The organism is Microbispora sp. CSR-4 (assembly GCF_008033685.1).
Lineage (GTDB): Bacteria > Actinomycetota > Actinomycetes > Streptosporangiales > Streptosporangiaceae > Microbispora.
Window position 1 is genome coordinate 59,059 of the sequence record NZ_VJVX01000001.1, and the last position, 18,197, is coordinate 77,255.

Here is an 18,197-nt window from a genome sequence, read left to right on the forward strand (position 1 = left end):
CACCACCCCCTCGGCACCAGTAATGTTGCCGCAGAGGAGGCGCGAGGTGTCTGACAACGGGCTGCTGTCCCTGACGTCCAGCATGGCGGGGGACATCGTGGTGATCCATGTGAACGGCGTCCTCGACGCCACGACTCGTGAGCAGTTCTCGGACTACCTGGACGCCGCGGCCGACGACCACGGCCCCGGCATGGTGCTCGACCTGGGCGGCGTGACGTTCATGGACTCGCGCGCGCTGGGCCTGATCGTGCACCACTGGCAGCGCTCGACCACGGCCGGCGGCAACTTCGCGCTGATCTCCGTGCAATACCCGAACTCCAAGGTGATGTGGGTGACCGGCCTGTCGGAGCGGCTTCCCCTGTTCGACACCCTCGACGAGGCCCTCGCCGCGTTCGCCGCCTGAGCCCGCCCGCCGGCCGCCACGTGCCCGCCGGCGCGTACGGCTCCGCTCAGTCCGGGGCGGCTCCCCCGTGCTTCTGCTGGTGCTCGGTCACCAGGAGCCTGGCCAGGTCGGCCACCTTGACCTGGTGGTGCTGCGACACCCGTCTGAGCTCGTCGAACGCCTCCTCGGCCGAGCAGCCGCTCTTCGACATGATGATGCCCTTGGCCTGGTCGATCACCGACCGGCCGGCCAGCGCCTCCTGCATCTGCGCCGCGCCGGTCAGGACGTCGTCGAACTCCCAGATGTTGGCCAGCGCCACGGTGACCTGCTCGCGCAGCAGGGCCATGAGCGGGCCGCCGGAGCTGAACACGCCGGGGCGCACGCCGTACAGGCCGATGATCACGACGGCGCCTTCCACGGCGATCGGCACGACGAGCACCGAGCGCACCCCGTGCCGTACGGCGGTGGCGGCGTAGCGGGACCATCGGGTCTCGCGCATGACGTCGGGGATCGTCATCGGCCGCCCGGTGGACAGCGCCTCCCGCGACGGGCCCTCGCGCAGGTCGCGTTCGCGGTCGATGAGCAGGGTGAGCTCGCTGTGGGAGGCGGCCAGCAGCACCCGCCCCTCCATCCACAGCTCGGCGGTGCCGCCCGCGCAGCCGGGGACGCCCCGGGCGACCGCCTCGGTGATGCCACGCAGAACGCTCTCGGCCGACGTGCCCTCTGTCACGCGGCCCAAAGCCGCGAGGTCACGCGCGAGAATGGATGTCGTCTCCATGGTAGAAAGACCATTCCCATAGTTTTCGGGTTAATCCAGGCTGGATCGATTAGACCTGGGGTTTGGCGTAGCGTCTACGTCGAGAGAGGGGGGCAGCTTGCCCGACACCGCCGAGCTCGAGCGCGCGTTGAGCGGGCTCGCCGACCGCATCGCCACCCTACGGGAAGATCCTGACCCGGGCGCGATGCTACGAGAGCTGGACGCCGCCGAGGAACTGGTCCGCAAGGCCCTGAGCGAGCTGGCGCGCAGCCGCAGGCGCAGGGACGGCGGCGGTCAGCGCGAGCAGAAGCTGCTGCGCCAGGTGTTCCGGGCGCTGCCGATCCCCGTGGTCATCATGGACACGGGCGGCACGGTGCGCCGCATCAACAACGAGACCACGCGCCTGCTCGGCAGCCCCGCCGGCTATCTGATCGGCCGCGCGTTCCCCCTGCTCGTCGACGTGACCGCCCGCGCGGCGTTCCGGCAGCGTTTCGCCGCCGTCCTCCACGGCGACGACAGCGCCTCGTTCCTGACCCGGCTGGCCCACCAGGGCCGCGCCCACACCGTACGGCTGGTGCTGAGCCGCCTGCACATGCCGGGCGAGCCGCAGGAGATGATCGCCGGGGTCGTGCTGCCCACCGAGGTCCAGCTGCCCGAGCCCGCCGTACAGGGAGGCGTGCCCGACGACGCGGCCGTGCTGGCGGCGGCCAGGCGGCACGAGCTGCTGTCGCGGCTGACCACGCTGCTGCTCGACGAGGAGAGCCTGCGCGAGCCCGTCGCCCTGCTGCGGGCGGCCCGCCTGCTCGCGGCGGAGACGGCCGACTGGGTGATCGCGGACGTCGCCAGGGACGGCGGCCTGGTGCGCACGGTCGTCATCGGGCCGAGCGACCAGCCGGTCGGGCGGCTGCAGCGGGCCGTCGAGGAGGCTCCGCCCGCGCTCGCGCCGGTCGTGGAGCAGGTGATGACCACGCAGAGCGGCGTCGTCCACGAGATGCTGACCGACGACTCCCTGCTCGGCGGCGACGTGCTCCAGGCGATGCGCGCGGGCTCGCTGCTCAGCGTGCCGATCCGCGCCGACGGCGAGGCACGCGGCGTGCTCACGCTGGTGCGGCTGCGCGACCGCCCGCCGTTCGGCCTCGCCGACCTGGGTCTGCTGGAGGAGATCGGGCTGCATCTCGGCCTCGCGATGCGGGCCCAGCAGGGGTTCCAGCGCCGGGCCCACGCCGCCGACACCCTGCAGACCGGCGTGCTCCCCCGGACGCTCCCCGAGATCCCCGGCTTCGAGATCGCCGCCGCCTATCATCCCGGCTCCGGCATGCGCGCCATCGGCGGCGAGTTCTACGACGTGTTCACCGTCAAGAACGGGTGGGGCTTCGTGATCGGCAGCGCGGCAGGGCGCGGCGAGGAGGCGGCCGCCGTGACCGCCATGGTCCGCAACGGCCTGCGCGTGCTGAGCGTGTGGGAGGACGACCCGGGGCAGGCCCTGCGCAAGGTCAGCGATGCCCTCGTCGTGCAGAAGACGGGCATGTTCGTGATGGCCGCCGCGGGCTTCGTACGGGGTCGAAAGGTGCGGCTCGCCTCCGCGGGGCATCATCCCGCGGCGCTGATCCAGCCGGGCGGCGGCGTCCGGTTCTCCGAGGGCGGCGGTGTCCCGCTGGGCTTCGAGGAGGGCTCCGTGCCCGCGACGGAGGAGATCACGCTCTCGGCCGGGGAGACGCTCGTCCTCTACAGCGACGGCCTGGTGGGCTCGCAGAGCCCGGCCGGGGACAACTACGGCGAGCAGCGGCTCACCGAGGCGCTCGCCCGCTGCTCCGGGCAGCCCCCTGGCGCGGTCGTCAAGGCCATCGAGGAGGACCACCGGGCCTTCTGCGGCACCCACGCGGTCGACGAGATCACCGTCCTCACGCTGCGCCGGGCCCGCTGACGGGATCCTCCCCCGCCGGGCCGAGAGGGCGGTCGAGACGGGCGGGCGGAGGCGGATGCGGCGCATGGCGGCGAGCGGCCCGATGAGGATGGTCCGTGAGGGTCGGATCGGCGGCTACCTGGGCATATGTCAGGAGAAGGGCGGCTGCCGTCAGGGGGCCGGCCGCCGCGCCGGGCCTGCGGACATGCGCATGATTTTTCCCGATTAGGCGTTTAGCGCGAATCAGAGTAAGGTAAACATCATCTACATCGTGCCTAGGACGCAGGCACACCCTTTCAGACGCCTTCCTGTCTTGAGGTGTGCCATGGATATCGCCATCGTCTCCGCGCACGAACTGACTCCCGACACTCCCGCCATCGCCCGCGAGCTGGGCCGGGGCCACCGGGTCACCGTCTACACCCGTTCGAAGGTGCAGGGGGACGGCGTCGAGCACGTGCCCGCCGGGCCCGACATGGAGCTGTCGGAAAACGACCTCCTCCCCTACATCCCGGACTTCAGCGACGGCCTGCGGCGCCGGTGGCGGGAGCACCGCCCGGACATCATCCACGCCTACTCGTGGTCGAGCGGCCTGGCCGCCATCGCCGGGTCCGAGGGCCTGGGCGTGCCGGTCACCCAGACCTTCCACAGCCACTACGACGACAGCCGCAGCGCCGCGCCCGTACGGCGGCTGGAGTGCGCGATCGGCCGCAGGGCCAGGGCCGTCATCGCCGCCTGCGCCGACGAGGAGTCCGAGCTGATCCGGATGGGCGTGCCGCGCCGCAACATCTCGGTCGTCCCGCCCGGCGTGGACATCGAGCGCTTCCGCCGCCAGGGCCCCGCCTTCCCGAGGGGCGAGCGGCCCCGCCTCCTCCACGTGGGGCACGTGGGCGCCGACTGGGCCGTGCACGCCCTGCGTGCCGTTCCGGAGGCCGAGCTCGTGATCGCCGGCGGCGACGACCTGAGCGTCGAGCGGCTGCGCGCCCTCGCCACGGAGCACGGCGTGGCCGACCGCGTGGAGATGCTCGGCATGGTGCCGCACACCGCGATGCCCAAGCTCATGCGCAGCGCCGATCTGGTGCTGTCGCTGCCGTCGACCGTCCCCACGGGCACGGCCGCGCTGGAGGCCATGGCCTGCGGCATCCCGGTCATCGCCTCGGCCACCGGCGCGCATCTCGACTCGGTCGTGGACGGCGTGACCGGCTTCCTGACCCGGCCCGACCGCCCGCTGGAGATCGCCCATCGGATCCGCCGCCTGCTCGGCGACCCCACCCTGCGCACGGCCATCGGCTACGCGGCCGCCGACCGCGCGCGTTCCCGCTATTCGGTCGAACGAATCAGCATGGAACTGCTCCGCGTTTACGAGAAGACGTGCGCGTAAAAAGGCAAGAGATATTACCGGATTAAGGCAGTTATCTGAGTGAAATGATGTGATTAACTCGGCTCATGTCACGTCATGGGCCTGGTTTAGCGGTGGCGGCGGCGATGCTCATCGCCGCCGCCACGGCCTGTTCGAACGCGGACTCCGTGAAGGTGTTCACCGCCGGAGACGAGTCCGCCGCACAGGGATCGGCGTCCTCCCCCGACTCGTCCGGCGCGCGGCCGGGCAACGCGAACGCGGCGGGGCTGAGCGCGACGCAGATCGCCACCCCGGCCGCCGCACCCGCCGAGGACGCCGGGCAGGAGGGCGAGAAGGCCGCGGACACGACCGGCGACGCCACGATCGCGGAGAAGATCGGCGACATCCCCGCGGTCGCGCCGCGTCCCTCCCCCAGCCCGTCCCCCCTTCCGTCTCCCGGCCTTTCGCCCGGCGCGCGGGCGTCGGCCGGAACCGGAACCGAGCCGCCGATGCGGCTGGCGGAGCCCGTTCGCCCCGCGGACGGGCCGGTCGTGGTTCACGCCATCGAACCGGAGGACGTGCCCCGGGCCGCCGCCCAGGCGACCCCCGGGGCCGCACCGGCGTCCTCTCCGCCGCCGAGCACAGCGCAGAGCAAGGCGCCGAGCGCGCCGGCGAGCCCGCCGTCCGGCACACCGGCTCCCCGCGCGTCCGGAGCCTCCGCGTCCGGCGCCTCCGCGACCGGCTGGGGCGCGCCGGCCCTGGCCGAGGACTTCGGCGGGCAGGCGCTGCGCGTCACCGCGAACGGCGGCGGCGTGGACCTTTCCGGGGCCGCGCTCCAACGGTACGGCCGCTGGGAGGTCCGCCTGCAGGCCGACGAGGGGGCGCTTCCCGCCGTGCTGCTGCAGTCGCCCCGGTCGGACGCCGCCGAGTATGGAAACGCGCGGCGCGGCGGCTCCCGGTCCGGCCGATCCTCCGCCGAGGCACCCCGCTACGACGACCCCTCGTACGACTCCCTCGACGGTGCCCGATACGACAACCCGTACGGCGACTCGTACGACGACGTGTACGACGACGTGTACGGCGACTCCGCGTACGGCTCGCAGTACGGTGGCTCGCGGCGCGGCGGCTCGCGGGACGACGTCCCGGGATCCGCGCGGTTCCCGGGGACGCGTGGCACGGGGGCCGGGGACGCCGGGGCCGAGGACGCGGCGATCGGCGTGGCGGCGACCGCGGGCGGGCGCGCGGAGCTCTCCGTCCGGCAGGGCCGGGAGCTGGCCCGGGCCGAGCTGGCGACCGCCTTCACCCAGGGGCACACGGTCACCGTCGACTGGCTGCCCGGCCGGGTGACCTTCTGGCTGGACGGCAGGCAGGTGTGGAACTACACCGGCCCGTACGTCCCCCGGTCTCCGCTGGGCCTGGTGCTGCGCAACGACGCCTCCGGCGGCACGGTGTACGTCGAGTGGGTGCGGGTCTACCGGGCCCCGCAGTAGGCTCCGGCTGATCACGTACGGGTGACGGAGACGCGGGGCGGGCGTGAGCGAACAGCACGTCACGGCCGGGGACTCCCCGGCCGCCGACGCCATGGCGGAGGCCGTCCGGTCGGGCGACCAGGCCGTCTTCGGCGAGCTCGCCGCGCGTCACCAGCACGAGCTGCGGGTGCACTGCTACCGGATGCTCGGGTCGTTCACCGACGCCGAAGACATGGTGCAGGAGACGCTGCTGCGGGCCTGGCGGGCGCGGGAGAGCTTCGAGGGACGCTCGACGTTCCGGGCGTGGCTCTACCGGATCGCCACGAACGCCTGCCTCGACGCACTGTCCGGCCCGGCCCGCGCCCGCGAGACGGTGGCGGCGGACGTCGCGGAGAGCCCGGGGCGTCCGGCCGCGGCCGACGTCGCCTGGCTCCAGCCCTATCCGGACGACCTGCTCGACCTGGCGGCGCCGGACGAGGGCGCGCCCGACGCGGCGGCCATCGCCAGGGAGACCGTCGAGCTGGCGTTCCTGGCGGCGATCCAGCACCTCCCGCCGCGGCAGCGGGCCGTGCTGATCCTGCGCGACGTCGCCGGCTGGCCGGTGACCGAGACCGCCGAGGCGCTGGAGATGAGCGTCGCCTCGGTCAAGAGCGCGTTGCAGCGCGCCCGCGCGACGCTGCGCGAACGGCTGCCCAGGCGGCGGGCGGACTGGGCCGCGGCCACCCGGCCCACCCGCGAGGAGCTCGACCTGCTGCAGCGCTATGTCACCGCATCCAGGAACGCCGACCTGCCGGCGCTGGCGGCGCTGCTGCGCGAGGACGTCCTGCAGGCCATGCCGCCCGCCGCCCTGGTGTACGTGGGGCGGGCGGCCGTGCTCGACATGTGGCGTCCGGTGCTGGAGGGCGAGGAGCGCTGGGGCGAGTGGCACTGCGTCCCGCTCGCGGTGAACCGGCAGCCCGCGGTGGCGAACTACGTGCGGCGGCCCGGCGAGACCTCCTACGCCGCCGTCAACATCGACGTGCTGTGCGCCGAGGACGGCCTCATCACGGAGATCACCACGTTCGGCCCCGAGCTGCTGCCGCTGTTCGGCCTGCCGCTCTCGATCGAATCCGCCGTTATCGAGTCGTGATCTATTTCTTCCGTCCGGACCGATTCCCTTTCCCCGCCCGCGCCGTCGTACGAGCGGCATCACACGAACGGAAGGAAGGGAGACACCATGCCGGACATCACCACGACGCAGCCGGACGAACAGCTCCGGGCGCTGAACCGGCTCGTCGGCACCTGGCGCGTGACCGGCGGCTCGGAGGGCACGGTCACCTACCGCTGGATGGAGGGGGGCTTCTTCCTCATCCAGGACATCCGGCTGGAGCAGGACGGTCAGCCGATCACCGGCCTGGAGATCATCGGCAGGGAGAGGTCGTACGGGGCCGACGGGCCGAGCGAGGACATCAAGTCCCGCTATTACAGCAGCTCAGGCGACACCCTCGACTACGTCTACGAACTCGACGGCGACACGCTGACCATCTGGTTCGGCGCGAAGGGGTCTCCGGCGTACTTCCGGGGCACCTTCACCCCGGACGGCGACGCCATGACCGGACGATGGAACTACCCGGGCGGCGGGGGCTACGAGTCGAACATGACCAGGATCGGATAGCCGTCACGAGGGGAGCAGGGCCGCCGCCTTCAGCGACAGGTGGAGCAGCAGGCGGTCCTCCCCGTCGGCGAGGTCGAGCCCGGTGAGGCGCCCGGCCTTGCCCAGGCGGTAGTACAGCGTCTGCCGGTGCACGCCCAGCACCGCAGCCGTCTCCTGGACCTGCCCGGCGTGGTCGAGGTAGGTCTCCACGCTCGCCGCGATCCCGGGCGTGAGGGCGGCCGACTCGGCGGCGAGATCGGCCAGGTCGCGCGGCGACAGCCGGGCCAGCAGCCGATAGACGCCGAGCGTGCTCCAGTCGGCCACCGGGGCGTGCCGCCCGACGTGCTCGGCCACCCGCAGCGCCAGCAGCGCCTCCCGCCAGCTCTGCCACGCCTCCCCCGGATCGTCGCGCGGACCCCCGATCCCGGCGGCCATGCCGTACAGCTTGTGCAGGAGGCGCGCGACGTGCGCGGCCTGCCCGGCGGGCGCCAGCACGGCGAGCAGCGGCGCGTCCACGGCCGTGTCGGTCACGTCCGGGTCGGCCAGCACGCCGCGCGGCAGCGTGCGCGGCGGCCCGGAGACCGCCGTGGGCGTCCGCACGGCCAGCGCCGTCACCGGTCCCTCGACGTCCACCCGGGCGGTGGCGCGGACCGCGGGGTCGGCCGAGAAGAACTGGCGCAGCGGGGCGTGCCGGCCGCGGGCCTGCCTGGCCAGCAGCGCGGCCGCCTGAGCGACCAGCGGCGCGATCTCGGCCAGCCGCTCGTCGGTGAGCTCCCCGGATTCGAGCGCCCACAGGTAGCCGTAGGTCACCCCCTCGTGCCGCAGCGGCACGCACACGCGGCCGAGCAGGCCGGACAGCCCGGGGATGCGCACCGGGCCCGTCGCGGTGGCGATGCCGTACGCCTCGAAGTGGGCCCTCACCTCGTCGGACGCGTGGCGGCGCAGGATCGACTCCTGCCGCACGCGGTCGATGTCCCCGCTCTGCGCGCCGTACGCCAGCAGGTTGAAGGAGCGGTCCTCCAGGGTCACGGAGGCGTCCAGCAGCCGGGAGATCTCATCGACGATGTCTTGCATGCTGACATTCTTGTACATTTGTCGAAAAATGCTGTGGCGGATGTCCGTGGAACTTCCGTGACGTGCGGATTTAGCCTGAGGCCATGCTCGGTTCCCTGCTTCTCGCGTGCTCACGAAGCCCGCTCGCCCGCCGGGCCGTGTCGGGGCTCCCGCTCACGCGCAAGGTCGTCGACCGCTTCGTGGCCGGAGAGTCCACCGCGGACGCCGTCGCCGCGACGCGCCGCCTGACCGGCTCGGGGCTGTCCGTCACCATCGACCATCTGGGCGAGGAGGTCCGGGACCCCGGCGCCGCCGTCGCCACCGCCAAGGCGTACGTCTCCCTGCTCGAGGAGCTGCGGCCGCTCGGCCTCGGCGACCGGGCCGAGGTGTCGGTCAAGCTGTCGGCCGTCGGCCAGGCCCTCGACCCGGGCATGGCGCTGGAGAACGCACGGCAGATCTGCGCGGCGGCGCGCGAGTGCGGCTCCACCGTCACCCTGGACATGGAGGACCACACCACCGTCGACGCGACGCTCGGCACGCTGCGCGCGCTGCGGGAGGACTTCCCGGAGACGGGCGTGGCGATCCAGGCCTACCTGTTCCGCAGCGAGGCCGACTGCCGCGATCTCGCGGGGTCGCGGGTGCGGCTGGTCAAGGGCGCCTACGCCGAGCCCGCCTCGGTGGCCTGGCAGAGCAAGGCCGAGGTCGACCGCGCGTACGTGCGGTGCCTGCGGACCCTCATGTCGGGCACGGGCTATCCCATGGTGGCCACGCACGACGACCGGCTGATCGCGATCGCCGAGTCGCTCGCGGTGAGCGCCGGGCGCGGCCCGGACGACTACGAGTTCCAGATGCTCTACGGCATCCGGGCCGACAGGCAGGCGGCGCTGGCCGCGGCCGGGTCCCGGGTGCGGGTCTACGTCCCCTACGGCGACGACTGGTACGGCTACTTCATGCGCCGCCTCGCCGAGCGCCCGGCCAACGTCGCCTTCTTCCTTCGCGCTTTGAGGGGTAAATGATGGATGCGATCACCGAGGTCCCGGTGCCGGCGAACGAGCCGGTGCACGCGTACGGGCCGGGCAGCGCCGAGCGCGCGGCCCTGGAGACCCGGATCAAGGAGCTGTCGGGGACGTCCCTCGACCTGACGATGACGATCGGCGGCGAGCGGCGCATGGCCGGCGGCGCCCCGATCGACGTCGTGCAGCCGCACAACCACGCCGCCGTGCTCGGCCGTACGGCCGACGCCACCGCGGCCGATGTGCGGGCGGCGGTCGGCGCGGCGCTGGAGGCCGCGCCGCGCTGGCGGGCCCTGCCGTTCGAGGAGCGCGCCGCGGTGTTCCTGCGGGCCGCCGAGCTGCTCAGCGGCCCGTGGCGTAACACGCTCAACGCGGCCACCATCCTCGGCCAGTCGAAGTCGGCGCAGCAGGCCGAGATCGACGCCGCCTGCGAGCTGATCGACTTCTTCCGGTTCAACGTCGCCTACGCGCGGCGGCTGCTCGCCGAGCAGCCGGTGTCGTCGCCGGGTGTGTGGAACCGGATGGAGTATCGCCCGCTGGAGGGCTTCGTCCTGGCGATCACGCCGTTCAACTTCACCTCCATCGCGGCCAACCTGCCCGCGGCGGCGGCGCTGATGGGCAACGTCGTGGTGTGGAAGCCGTCGCCGACCCAGCAGTTCGCGGCGCACTTCACCATGCGCCTGCTGGAGGCGGCCGGGCTGCCGCCCGGTGTGATCAACATGGTCACCGGCAACGGCGCCGCCGTCTCCGAGGTCGCCCTGCCCCACCCCGAGCTGGCCGGGATCCACTTCACCGGCTCGACGGCGACGTTCCAGCACCTGTGGCGCGCCGTCGGGGAGAACATCTCCGGCTATAGGAGCTACCCGCGGCTCGTCGGCGAGACCGGCGGCAAGGACTTCATCCTGGCCCACCCGTCCGCGGACACCGGGGTGCTGTCGACCGCGCTGCTGCGGGGCGCGTTCGAATACCAGGGCCAGAAGTGCTCGGCGGCCTCCCGGGCGTACGTGCCGCGCTCGCTGTGGACGCGGATGCGCGACGACTTCGTCTCGGCGGCCGAGTCGCTCACCGTGGGCGACGTGTCGGGCGACCTGTCCACGTTCATGGGCGCGGTGATCGACGCGCGGGCCTTCGCCAAGCACAAGGAGGCCATCGACCGGGCGCGCTCGGCCGACTCGATCTCGGTGCTCACCGGCTCCTACGACGACTCGACCGGCTACTTCGTGCGGCCGACCGTGCTGGAGTGCGCCGACCCCGCAGACGAGGTCTTCGTGAAGGAGTACTTCGGCCCGATCCTCGCCGTCCACGTCTACGACGACGCCGCGTACGACTCCGTGCTCGACCAGATGGAGGGCATCGCGCCGTACGCGCTGACCGGGTCGATCATCGCGCAGGACCGGTACGTCATCGACGACGCCACCGAGCGGCTGCGCTTCGCGGCGGGCAACTTCTACGTCAACGACAAGCCGACCGGCGCGGTCGTCGGGCAGCAGCCGTTCGGCGGGGCCCGCGCCTCGGGCACCAACGACAAGGCCGGTTCGATCTTCAACCTGATCCGCTGGGTCAACGCCCGCACGATCAAGGAGACCTTCGTGCCGCCGGTCGTGAGCGGGCCGTACCGGGGCGACGTGCCGCAGGGCGGCTGGCAGCAGCCCGACCTCGGCGACCTCGGCTACTGACACACCACGATGCCCTCGGACCCCCTCACTGGGGGCTCCGAGGGCATCGTCGTCTCACACGGGGACCCGGCTCTTCTGGGTGCGTTTCAGTCCTCGGCGGGGACGGCCATCTCGCCGAGGAGGGACCAGTCGTCCTGCGGGACCTTGACGTTGACGATTCTCGGGGTCTCGGCGAGGTGGGGCGGCAGCGTCCGCTGGGCCGTACGGAAGTGCTCCGACCCGACGTGCGCGGCTCCGGCCTCGTCGTCCCGGAACGCCTCGACGAGCACGTACTCGGCGGGGTCGTCGAGGCTGCGCGACCAGTCGAACCACAGGCAGCCCGGCTCGGCGCGGGTCGCCTCGGTGAACTCACGGGTGATCTCCGGCCACTGGTCGGCGTACTGCGGCAGCACCCGGAACTTCGCGGTGATGAAAATCATCTGGCGTCTCCTCGTGTGATCGCGGCCAGCACCACATCTTCCAGGACCGCTCTCGGCGCCGTGTCCTGTCCGGCCTCATCGTAGGCGCCCGCCGGGACGACGACCACGAGATCGAGATCGGGCAGCAGGAACAGCCGCTGGCCGCCGTTGCCCATGGCCGTCGCCCGCCCGTCCTCGCCCACGTACCACAGGTGCCCGTAGGAGACGCCCTCCCAGGCGGGCACCCGCGGGCGCAGCATCTCCCCGATCCAGCCGGGGGCGATCTCCCGGTTCAGCAGGGCCTGGCCGATCCGGGCCAGGCCGCGCGGCGTCAGGTGGCGCTCCAGCACGTAGCGGCAGCGGTCCCGCGCCAACTCCATGGCGATCTCGCTGTTGGCCGGGCTGGTGTAGGCGCGCTCTCGTCCCACTCCAGGCCCATCGTCATCGTCAGCGCGTGCCCGATCGTCAGCCCGGCCCGGCGGGGATCGGCCGCGAGGTCGGCGTGCTCGGGGAAGACCGTCAGGAGCGGCTCGCCGGGCTCCGGCACCAGGCCGGACTCCAGCGCCATGCCGTACAGGAGCGCCACCAGGCTCTTGGTGACCGAGCGCAGGTCGTGCGGCGTGTCCGGCCCGAAGTCCACGTGGCCGAGCGGGGTGTTCAGCACGTGGTCCTCGCCGCCGCCGTACCACTCGAGGACGACGCGGCCGTGCCGGGCCACCACGACGCCGTGCAGGGCCGGGGCCCCGCCCCGCCGTACGAGGGCGTCCAGCCGGTGGGGCAGGTCCGCAGGGAACCCTGCCCTCTCCGGGGCGATCAGCCGCATGCGTCTCCTCCGCGTTCTCGGGGATTCCTCCGGGGTCCCGGCGCTCGCATGATTCCCCGGCGGTAAACAACCGGGTTAGAGGGGTACCCAGCCTCGAAAGACGCCTACGAGCGAGCCGAGGTCGACATGCGCGCAATCCTGGCGGCTCTCTGCGTCGCGGCCGCGACCGTCACCGCGGCCTGCGGCGACATGAAGCAGGACTTCTACACCGAGACGATCCCCCAGAACGACGGGGCGAACGCGGACCTGCCCGGCATGCTGCTCCGCAACGCCTTCATCATCGGCCCGCTGCAGCCCGCCCCGCCGGGGACCGACATGCCGATGTACATGATGCTGCTCAACCAGACGGGCCGCGCCGACCGCCTGGTGTCGGTGGACACCGGGGGCCTGTTCCGGGAGGCCCGCCTGCCCGCCCCGGACGGCCTGGAGATCCCCGCCGGGAAGTACGTCGGCGGGACGCCCTTCCCGCAGGTGCTGCTCGTCGGCCTCACCCGCCCGCTGCGCAGCGGCGGCACGATCCCCGTGACGTTCCGGTTCCAGAACGCGGGGACGACCCGGGTGGACGTGCCGGTCCTGCCGCCGGGAACGTGGCGGAGCACCTACTCCCCCTGGCCGGGCATGTCGCCGTTCGCCTCACCCACTCCGTCGCCCGCCCTTTCGCCCAGTCCGACGCCTGCCCTTTCACCCGGCTCCTCGCCGGCCGTCTCGCCCAGTCCGTCGCCGACCGGGAGCTGACCCGTCCCGGATCCCGGGGTTCGCGGCGATGATCCCGCCGCCCGCGCGTCCCGCACCCGTGTCACCGATGGCGTCACTCCTCCATCGTGACGCGGCCGGGCGGCGGTGGGCCGCCCGGCCGGAAACAGAGGCGATCAGCTGTTGAGCAGATCGCGGATGCCGGACATCGCCTGGATATTGCTCAGGATCGACAGGTGGTCGACACAGGCGAGGGTGTGGTTGTCCGCCCCGGACAGCCGGGTGCTGGTGTAGGGGATGATGATGCCGTCGCAGGGCGACACCCAGGTGCCGTATTTCGCCGACCCGGGCGTCTCGTCGCCGCTCAGCGAGGTGATGTACGCCGAGCCGGGCAGCATCTCGATGCACGAGACATAGATGGTGCAGGCGGCGGCGTACGTCGTGCCGTGGTTGGCGCCGGCCAGCGAGGCGACGTGGCCGACGTTGGCGGCGCCGCCGAGCTTCTGCAGGTAGTACCGCGTCACCAGGCCGCCCATCGAGTGGTTGACGATGTCGACCTGGGACGCGCCCGTGCTCGCCTTGATCTGGTTGACGAGGGCGGCCAGGCCCTGGGCGCTGACCACGTTCGAGCCGGCCCAGTTGTAGTTGTAGCCGTACAGCCGGCTGGCGGACCAGCCGTTGGCCACCAGGTACGCCTGCAGGGTGGCGAAGTTGGTGCTGTTTCCGGTGTAGCCGTGGACGAATACGACGGGGTTGTGCGTGGCCGCCTGCGCGGGGGCAGTGGGGGCGAGGAAGCCGAGCAGGGCCAGGATGCCGAGGAGGGGGCCGACGATCCTACGCATGAGATCTCCTTGCCGTGGGGGATGACAGGAGTCTCGTGATCTGAACCGGTCACGGCATCGGGGAAATCACCAGTCGCCGTCCCCTGTTTCCGCCCGGGAGGACGGCACGGGCGGGCGGAGCGGGCAGACAGCGCGGGCGGCACGGGCAGACAGCGCGGGCAGACAGCGCGGGCGGCGCGGGCGGGCGGCGCGGGCGGCGCGGGGAGACGGCGCGATCAGGCGGGGATCTTGAGCACGAGGACGGCGATGTCGTCGCGCGGCAGCCCGGACTGGAAGGCGACGGCCTCGTCCACGACCGCCTCGGCGATCCCCGCCGCGTCCATGGCGCGGGAGGCGCCGAGCAGGCGCCGCAGCCGGTCCTCGCCGTACAGGTCCTCGCCCCTGCGCGCCTCGACGACGCCGTCGGTGTAGAAGAGGACCACGTCGCCGGGGGCGAGATCGACGTCGACGTCGGTCAGCCTGATCTTGGGCAGCAGGCCGAGGACGCTGCCGGGTCGCCCGATCTCGCCGACCATGTCTCCGGCGGCCCGCAGCGGATGCGGGTGACCACCCAGGGAGACGGTGAGCCGGAAGTGCCGGCCGGCGGGCACGAGCCTGCCGTACACGGCGGTCACGAACCGGCCCGCCCGCTCGCGCAGCAGGGTCCGGTTGAGCTCGGCCAGCACCGCCGAGGGGCTGGGCTCGCGGATCGGCGCGGCGCGCAGCGTGTAGCGGGCCAGGCTGGTGACGACGGCGGCCTCCACGCCCTTGCCGCACACGTCGCCGAGGGCGAGCGCCCAGCCGCCCGCGGTCTCGTGCATGTCGTAGAAGTCGCCGCCCACCACGTCGCCGCGCTCGGCCGGCCGGAACGCCCCGGCGACCTGGAGCCCCGGAATTTCGGGCAGGGTCGGCGGGATGAAGCTGCGCTGCAGGGTGCGGGCCAGCTCACGCGCCTCCGCCTCCGACCGTTCGGCGCGCTGGCGGGCGCGCAGCAGCTCGCGCTCGTACTCCCGCCGGTCCGTCGCGGCGAAGAGACAGAAGCGGATCACCCTCGGGTCGTCGCGCATGACGGCGTTGAGCAGCACCGGCAGCCGGGTGCCGTCGGCGCGGCGCACGTCGACCGCGATCTCGCGGACGACCGACTGCATGGCGAGCAGCGGGGCGAAGTGGGTCTCGTAGAAGATGCGGTCGCCGACGGCCAGGAGGTTCTGGATCCGCGTGCCGCCGGTCAGGTCACCGGGGCCGTAGCCGGTGAGCTCCAGCAGGGTCCGGTTGACCCGGATGATCGTCCCGTCGGGCAGCGTGGACAGAAAGCCGCAGGGCGCGTGTTCGTAGAGCTCCTCGAAGTCGTCCTCGACACCGTCCACCTACAGGAACGCCTTGATCGCGGCGATGGTCTCCTCGGGCGCGCTCAGGTTGGGGCAGTGCCCGGTCGCCCGCATCAGCACCAGCTCGCTGGTGGGGATGTGCTCGTGCACATATTCGCCGACCTCGACCGGGGCGATCACATCCTCGGAGCACTGCAGGATCAGGCAGGGCACCGGCACGCGCGCCAGGTCGGCCCGGTTGTCCGACATGAACGTCACCGTCGCGAACCGCTTGGCGATGTCCGGATCGGTGCGGCAGAAGCTGTTGGTCAGCTCGGCCCCCAGCTCGGGGCGCTCCGGATTGCCCATGATCACCGGGGCCATGGCGCTGGACCAGCCGAGGTAGTTGCTGTCGAGAGACTCCAGCAGTTCCTCGATGTCGGCCGCGCTGAAGCCGCCGGTGTAGCCCTCGTCGTCGATGTAGCGAGGCGACGGCCCGACCATCACCAGCGCCCCGAAGCGCGCCGGCTCCCTGATGGCCGCCAGCGCGCCGATCATCGCGCTCACCGAATGGCCCACGAAGACCGCGCCGGTCAGGTCGAGCTCGGCGCAGACGTCCAGGACGTCCTGCGCGTACCCCTGGAGCGAGGAGTAGCGCTCGGGCGAGTAGGCCGACAGGTCGGAGTCGCCGGAGCCCACGTAGTCGAACAGGACGACCCGGTGGTCGTCCTCGAACGCGGGCGCGACCAGCCGCCACATGTTCTGGTCGCATCCGAACCCGTGGGCGAAGACCATGGGGCGGCCGTCCGCCCGGCCGGTGACTCGCACGTTGTTGCGCACCTGCACGCTCATGACGCGCAAGCGTACAAAGCGAACGGGCGCCCGGGTACGCCGGGCCGCCGGGGGTGGACGGCCGTCCGTCCGCGCCGTACGGCGGGCGGTCGCCGGAACCACGGCCCTCCCCGGGCCGGGGCTTCGCGGGAGGCCCTGTTTGATCTGGGCCGAGGGGGTATGGCGGCTTGTGCGCGCGCCGGAAGGGGGAGCGATGACCGACGACACCATGGCGGGCACACCGGAACGCTTCGCGTTCGACTTCGACTCCCGCTTCGCCGCCCTGCTGTCCGTGCTGGGCATACGCCAGGACACCGCCGGGGTCCTGGTCGGCCCCGGCACGCTGCGGGTCCGCTTCGGGCCCTGGGTGATCGAGACCCCGCTGGCCAACGTCTCGGGCGTCGAGACGACCGGCCCCTACTCCCCATGGCGGGCGATCGGGGTGCACGTGTCGCTCGCCGACCGCGGCCTGACGTTCGCCACCAACGCCCGCAAGGGGCTGTGCGTACGGTTCCAGGAGCCGATCCGGGGCGGCGAGCCGCTCGGGCTGCTGCGCCATCCCGGCCTGACCGTGACGGTCGCCGACCCCGCGGGACTCGCCGAGAAGCTGTCCCGCCGTCTGTAGAAGCTCCAGGAGGAAGACCTTGATCCGCCGACTCGTACGCGGCGCCGCCGCCGGAGCGCTGTCCACCCTCGCGATGAGCGGGGTGATGCTCGCCGGGCAGAAGAGCGGCCTCATGCCGGGCCAGCCGCCCAAGCACATCGTGAGGGCCGCTCTGCCGGGCCACCGGCACCGGCCCAAGCCCGGCGAACGCGTGCTCGGCGCCGCCGCGCACCTGGGATTCGGCGCCACCTGCGGCGCGGCGTTCGCGCTGCTCACCCGCGGGCGCGGGGCCGGCGTTCCCCTCGGGGTGGGCTACGCCCTGCTGATCTGGCTCGGCGCCTACGAGGGCTGGGTGCCCGCGCTGAACATCCTGCCGCCCGCCTCGCGCGACCCCGCGCGCGGACGCCCGGTCGTCATGGCCGCGGCGCATGTGGCGTACGGCGCCACGCTGGCGCTCGTGGTGCGTGCCATGGCGGACGGACGACACGACGCATAGGCGCGCCCCTCTGGTCCTGTTCGCGTGCCACGGCGCGAGACGGCTCAGGACGTGACGGCCCTCGCGGAGTTCCACAGCACCCCGCGGTTGATCCGGTCGGGATAGAGGGCGACGACGGCCTCGTACAGGTCGGCGTGGTCTCCGGCCTTGTCCGCCGCGGCAGCGAAGTCCTCGATGTAGCGGCGGGTCCTGGCGAGGTCGCCGGGGCTGTCGGGATCGCCGTCGCGCTTGTGGCCGGAGACGACGGCGCTGGGCCGGAGGCTCTCGATGGTGTCCAGTGCGTCGAGCCACTGCCGCGTGCCGTCGCCCTTCGACTCGGCCATGTAGAGGTGGACGTCTCCGTACACGGCGTCGCCCGCCACGACCAGCCCGATGGACGGGACGTGCAGTGCGCTGGTGGCGTCGGTGTCGGTGTGTCCCAGCTCGATCGCGTGGAGCCGCTCCCCTTCCAGCTCGATGTCGCCGGTCAGCGGTCGCGCGACCACGCGCCGATCCGAGATCTGGCCGGGGAAGCGCGGGTCCCAGAACCCGTCGAACCAGCGCGGCCCCCATTGGGCGCCCATCTGCGCCGCCACGGCCGGCGTGGCGACGAGCGTGGCCTCCGGGAAGCGCTCGAGGAGCGCGGGGGCACCGAAGAAGTGGTCGCCGTGGGCGTGCGTGACGAAGACGGTGGTCACGTTCTTGCCGGTGGCCGCCACCCAGTCGGCCAGGGCACGTGATTCGTCGATGGTCATGAGCGGGTCCACCAGGACCGCGTCGTTCGCGCCGTAGATGAGGGTCGACGCGGTCGGCGACCACATCCGCCGTGCCTCGCCGGGGGGCAGGTCGTCGGAGACCACGAACTTCGACGGTGCGACATACACGGAGTAGTCCAGGCGTGCCATGGGGGTGTTTCCTTCGGGAAGCCGGTCCGGCTCTCAGCCGGGTTGACTGAGGCGTAATTGTTTTGCCTCTGTCATCATGCTCGCGCCACACAACAGAAGTCAACACGCTTTGCCTATG

20 protein-coding genes are annotated in these 18,197 nt (G+C 72.4%); 11 read left to right on the forward strand and 9 right to left on the reverse strand.

All coding sequences use genetic code 11. From position 1 onward, the window contains the following. The first annotated feature begins 46 nt into the window (after positions 1-46). Positions 47-403, forward strand: coding sequence for an STAS domain-containing protein (locus FLV34_RS00310; protein WP_260617518.1), 357 nt, complete (start codon positions 47-49; stop codon positions 401-403). A gap of 46 nt (positions 404-449) precedes the next feature. On the opposite strand, the gene FLV34_RS00315 is transcribed toward FLV34_RS00310, so the two are convergent. Next, entirely contained in the window at positions 450-1,160 is a 711-nt protein-coding gene (locus FLV34_RS00315; protein WP_142651629.1) for a GAF and ANTAR domain-containing protein, read from the reverse strand. Between the two features lie 97 nt (positions 1,161-1,257). On the opposite strand from FLV34_RS00315, the gene FLV34_RS00320 reads away from it, so the two are divergent. From FLV34_RS00320 to FLV34_RS00340, 5 genes are all read left to right on the forward strand, one after another. Continuing rightward, positions 1,258-3,063, forward strand: a complete 1,806-nt coding sequence (locus FLV34_RS00320; RefSeq protein WP_240972106.1) for a SpoIIE family protein phosphatase — start codon at positions 1,258-1,260, stop codon at positions 3,061-3,063. Positions 3,064-3,367: 304 nt separating this feature from the next. Continuing rightward, the gene (locus FLV34_RS00325) at positions 3,368-4,420 is read left to right on the forward strand and encodes a glycosyltransferase (protein ID WP_147942114.1); all 1,053 of its coding nucleotides are present in this window, start codon (positions 3,368-3,370) and stop codon (positions 4,418-4,420) included. A 92-nt stretch (positions 4,421-4,512) separates the two neighbouring features. Then, a complete protein-coding gene (locus FLV34_RS00330) occupies positions 4,513-5,868 on the forward strand; it encodes a glycoside hydrolase family 16 protein (protein WP_142651631.1) in 1,356 nt (451 codons plus the stop codon). 43 nt (positions 5,869-5,911) lie between these two features. Beyond that, a complete protein-coding gene (locus tag FLV34_RS00335) occupies positions 5,912-6,976 on the forward strand; it encodes an RNA polymerase subunit sigma-70 (protein WP_260617519.1) in 1,065 nt (354 codons plus the stop codon). A gap of 87 nt (positions 6,977-7,063) precedes the next feature. Then, on the forward strand, positions 7,064-7,501 hold the full coding sequence (locus tag FLV34_RS00340) for a hypothetical protein (RefSeq protein ID WP_142651632.1): 438 nt from the start codon (positions 7,064-7,066) through the stop codon (positions 7,499-7,501). A 3-nt stretch (positions 7,502-7,504) separates the two neighbouring features. On the opposite strand, the gene FLV34_RS00345 is transcribed toward FLV34_RS00340, so the two are convergent. After that, complete coding sequence (locus tag FLV34_RS00345) at positions 7,505-8,554, reverse strand: CdaR family transcriptional regulator (protein WP_240972107.1); 1,050 nt, start codon at positions 8,552-8,554, stop codon at positions 7,505-7,507. Positions 8,555-8,637: 83 nt separating this feature from the next. On the opposite strand from FLV34_RS00345, the gene FLV34_RS00350 reads away from it, so the two are divergent. Further along, positions 8,638-9,549: a proline dehydrogenase family protein gene (locus tag FLV34_RS00350; RefSeq protein WP_142651634.1), complete on the forward strand. Its 912-nt coding sequence runs from the start codon at positions 8,638-8,640 to the stop codon at positions 9,547-9,549. Next, positions 9,549-11,222 carry an L-glutamate gamma-semialdehyde dehydrogenase gene (gene pruA / locus FLV34_RS00355; RefSeq protein WP_142651652.1) on the forward strand — a complete coding sequence of 558 codons (1,674 nt, stop codon included), beginning with the start codon at positions 9,549-9,551 and terminating at the stop codon, positions 11,220-11,222. Before FLV34_RS00350 ends, pruA begins: the two co-directional genes overlap by 1 nt. An 86-nt stretch (positions 11,223-11,308) precedes the next feature. On the opposite strand, the gene FLV34_RS00360 is transcribed toward pruA, so the two are convergent. The 3 genes from FLV34_RS00360 to FLV34_RS41235 are packed head-to-tail and all read right to left on the reverse strand — an operon-like array spanning position 11,309 to position 12,443. After that, complete coding sequence (locus FLV34_RS00360) at positions 11,309-11,641, reverse strand: putative quinol monooxygenase (protein ID WP_142651635.1); 333 nt, start codon at positions 11,639-11,641, stop codon at positions 11,309-11,311. After that, entirely contained in the window at positions 11,638-12,000 is a 363-nt protein-coding gene (locus tag FLV34_RS41230; RefSeq protein WP_222709373.1) for a hypothetical protein, read from the reverse strand. Before FLV34_RS41230 ends, FLV34_RS00360 begins: the two co-directional genes overlap by 4 nt. Further along, positions 11,952-12,443: a serine hydrolase gene (locus tag FLV34_RS41235; protein ID WP_205831103.1), complete on the reverse strand. Its 492-nt coding sequence runs from the start codon at positions 12,441-12,443 to the stop codon at positions 11,952-11,954. The genes FLV34_RS41230 and FLV34_RS41235 overlap by 49 nt, the downstream gene beginning before the upstream one ends. A gap of 126 nt (positions 12,444-12,569) precedes the next feature. On the opposite strand from FLV34_RS41235, the gene FLV34_RS00370 reads away from it, so the two are divergent. Further along, on the forward strand, positions 12,570-13,178 hold the full coding sequence (locus tag FLV34_RS00370; protein WP_142651636.1) for a copper chaperone PCu(A)C: 609 nt from the start codon (positions 12,570-12,572) through the stop codon (positions 13,176-13,178). Positions 13,179-13,312: 134 nt separating this feature from the next. On the opposite strand, the gene FLV34_RS00375 is transcribed toward FLV34_RS00370, so the two are convergent. From FLV34_RS00375 to FLV34_RS00385, 3 genes are all read right to left on the reverse strand, one after another. Next, positions 13,313-13,978 (reverse strand): triacylglycerol lipase, encoded by a 666-nt coding sequence (locus FLV34_RS00375; RefSeq protein ID WP_142651637.1) that lies wholly within the window; start codon positions 13,976-13,978, stop codon positions 13,313-13,315. A gap of 215 nt (positions 13,979-14,193) precedes the next feature. Next, positions 14,194-15,324: a PP2C family protein-serine/threonine phosphatase gene (locus tag FLV34_RS00380; RefSeq protein ID WP_147942115.1), complete on the reverse strand. Its 1,131-nt coding sequence runs from the start codon at positions 15,322-15,324 to the stop codon at positions 14,194-14,196. Beyond that, entirely contained in the window at positions 15,325-16,116 is a 792-nt protein-coding gene (locus tag FLV34_RS00385; protein WP_147942116.1) for an alpha/beta fold hydrolase, read from the reverse strand. It abuts the gene before it with no gap. Positions 16,117-16,309: 193 nt separating this feature from the next. Here FLV34_RS00385 and FLV34_RS00390 point away from each other — a divergent pair, with 193 nt between their 5' ends. Both FLV34_RS00390 and FLV34_RS00395 read left to right on the forward strand, forming a co-directional pair. Next, a complete protein-coding gene (locus tag FLV34_RS00390; protein ID WP_142651640.1) occupies positions 16,310-16,720 on the forward strand; it encodes a hypothetical protein in 411 nt (136 codons plus the stop codon). 19 nt (positions 16,721-16,739) lie between these two features. After that, positions 16,740-17,195, forward strand: a complete 456-nt coding sequence (locus tag FLV34_RS00395; protein ID WP_142651641.1) for a DUF6789 family protein — start codon at positions 16,740-16,742, stop codon at positions 17,193-17,195. A gap of 44 nt (positions 17,196-17,239) precedes the next feature. On the opposite strand, the gene FLV34_RS00400 is transcribed toward FLV34_RS00395, so the two are convergent. After that, positions 17,240-18,079: an MBL fold metallo-hydrolase gene (locus FLV34_RS00400; protein WP_142651642.1), complete on the reverse strand. Its 840-nt coding sequence runs from the start codon at positions 18,077-18,079 to the stop codon at positions 17,240-17,242. Positions 18,080-18,197 lie beyond the last annotated feature (118 nt).